The organism is bacterium (assembly GCA_020440705.1).
Lineage (GTDB): Bacteria > Krumholzibacteriota > Krumholzibacteriia > LZORAL124-64-63 > LZORAL124-64-63 > JAGRNP01.
This window is the reverse complement of record JAGRNP010000091.1, coordinates 14354-16494: the sequence shown is the minus strand read 5'-3', so window position 1 is coordinate 16494 and position 2141 is coordinate 14354. Positions and strand designations below refer to the sequence as shown.

General features: G+C 69.0%; 3 protein-coding genes. 1 reads left to right on the top strand and 2 read right to left on the bottom strand.

What is annotated here, in order from left to right; genetic code table 11:
* Positions 1-1083: hypothetical protein (locus KDM41_13045; GenBank protein MCB1184355.1), on the bottom strand; the 1083-nt coding region annotated here is incomplete at its 3' end.
* Between the two features lie 203 nt (positions 1084-1286).
* Here KDM41_13045 and KDM41_13040 point away from each other — a divergent pair.
* Complete coding sequence (locus KDM41_13040) at positions 1287-1931, top strand: hypothetical protein (GenBank protein ID MCB1184354.1); 645 nt, start codon at positions 1287-1289, stop codon at positions 1929-1931.
* A gap of 27 nt (positions 1932-1958) precedes the next feature.
* On the opposite strand, the gene KDM41_13035 is transcribed toward KDM41_13040, so the two are convergent.
* Positions 1959-2141, bottom strand: a 183-nt coding sequence (locus KDM41_13035) for a hypothetical protein (protein ID MCB1184353.1), incomplete at its 5' end; no start/stop codon positions are given.

Below are 2141 nucleotides of genomic sequence, written 5' to 3'. Positions count from 1 at the left end.
GCCCTGCTCGTACTGCGCCACGCGGTAGAAGATGTTGTTCGCGAACGTGATGCGGCCCTTCGGGTCGGTGGCCGAGATGAGGATGTCGTCGGGCCGCAGGACGTATTCCTCCTGGCGGTCGCTGAAGCGGTCGGGCCGGTTGAAGGTGCTCGCCGCGACCACCTCGGACAGCCGCTGCAGCGGGTCGAGCGGCGTCTTCAGCAGACCGCTGACGCGCATCAGCTCGACGAGGAAACCCACCGTCTCGCCGATGGTGTGGAACTCGCCGATCTCGTTCTCGACGGCGGCGGAGGCCGCGTCCAGGGCGTTGAAGGTCTTCAGCGAGTCGTGGATGCGGTTCTGGAACTCGCGGGTGTTGGCGTGGATCTCGGCCACGCTCGTGCGGGCGTGGCCCACGGTGGCGAGCGACTCGTCCATGACATCGCGCGAGTCCTGCACGCGCGCGGAGAGCTCGTGGATCGCCGCGCCGATGGTCGTGAGCGTGTCCTGGATCTGTTCGTTGGCGACCTTCGTCGTATGGGAGAGCTTCTTGACCTCGCTCGCCACGACGGCGAAACCGCGCCCCGCCTCGCCGGCGGTGGCGGCCTCGATGGCGGCGTTCACCGCCAGCAGGTTCGTGCGGTCGGCGATCTCGTTCACGGTGTTCAGCAGGTTGTCGATGGAGGCGAAGTGGTTCTCCAAATCGCCCATCTTGTCGCCCACCTCGGCCAGGCGCCGCGAGACCTGCTCGGTCCCCGTCACGACGCTGCCCATGTCCTCCTGCACGGCGGTCGACCGGGCATCGACCTGGTCGATGTTCGCGGTGATCTCCTGGAAGTCGGCGATGCTCTGCCGGATCGCCTCCATCTGCCGGTTGATGGACTGCGTCGCGCTGGTGGCTACGTGGTGCAGCTCGGTGCCCGAGGCGCGCAGGAGCTCGTTCTTCAGGTGCTCCGGCTCGAAATCGGGAATGCGGGGCGCGGCCGGCTCGGGGCGCGGAGCCGCGGCGGCCGGGCCGGACGCGATGGAACCGGGCCGGACGGCGTCCGGCGCCGGGGCCGGCGTCTTCCTGCGGAACGGGCGGAATCTGGCCAATGTGGTCATATACGACTCCCGTAGTCACTTGCCGGGGCGAGCACCCGTCTCCGGGTGCGGATTTCATTAGAGTCATCGGATTGCCACGGCGCGACTTGAGACCCATCTCGCGGCCCTGGGAACCGCGCTTCCGGAATCCGACCCGTGACCGCCGTCGCCCCGTGCCCTAGTATGAAAAGGCGCCCCCCATCGACCCCAGCCGGATGGTGATCATGAGCGGTTCCCTTGCAGCCCCCCTGCGCTCGGCCTTCTTCGAGGCCGTCTTCGTGGTGTTCGGCGTGGTGCTGGCCCTGACGGCCAACGAGTGGCGGGAGAACGTGAGGGCGCGGGAGACGGCCGCGGGCGCGCTGCACGACATCCTGACCGAGCTGGAGGCCGATCGCGCCCTGCTCACCGAGTCGCGCACCTACCACAAGGAGCGCATCCAGATCATCTCGCGGAAGCTCGGGACGGGCGAGAAGGTCACCGGGGCCGATTTTCCGCGCGGCTTCATCCGGCCGGCCTGGGTGACGGACACGGCCTGGCAGGTGGCCACCTCGACCGGCGCCATCAACCACATGGACTACGCCACCGTGCTCGACATCTCGCGCGCCTACGACGAGCTCGAGCACTACAAGCAGCAGACCGACCTGGTGGGCGGCCTCATCTACGCGGCCATCTTCGACGACGGCACCCAGGGCGTGGCGGGCCGCCCGGAGAACCTGCGCACGATCATCTTCACGTTCGTCTACCGGGAGAGCGAGGCGATCACGAAGCTCGAAGAGACGCTGCGGAAGTACGGCGAGGCGGCGGGGGTCGCCGGACCGGACTCGTCAGGGTCGGGGTCGACCGCGCCGAAGGGCGGGACGGCGGGATAACGGCAGGCCGGCGGCGGGCCGCTCCACTCAGGGGCAGGGGTCGGCGACGAAGAGGTCACGATCCTCGGCGCGCCAGCACTGCTGGGCCAGGCGGGCGCCGTGCACCAGCCAGCCCCGGTTCTCGCTGCGGACAAGGCGCACCTCGAGCCAGTCGCCGCGGATCGAGTCCTCCAGGAACCCTGTCCTGACCCGCGTCACCACGGCCCACTC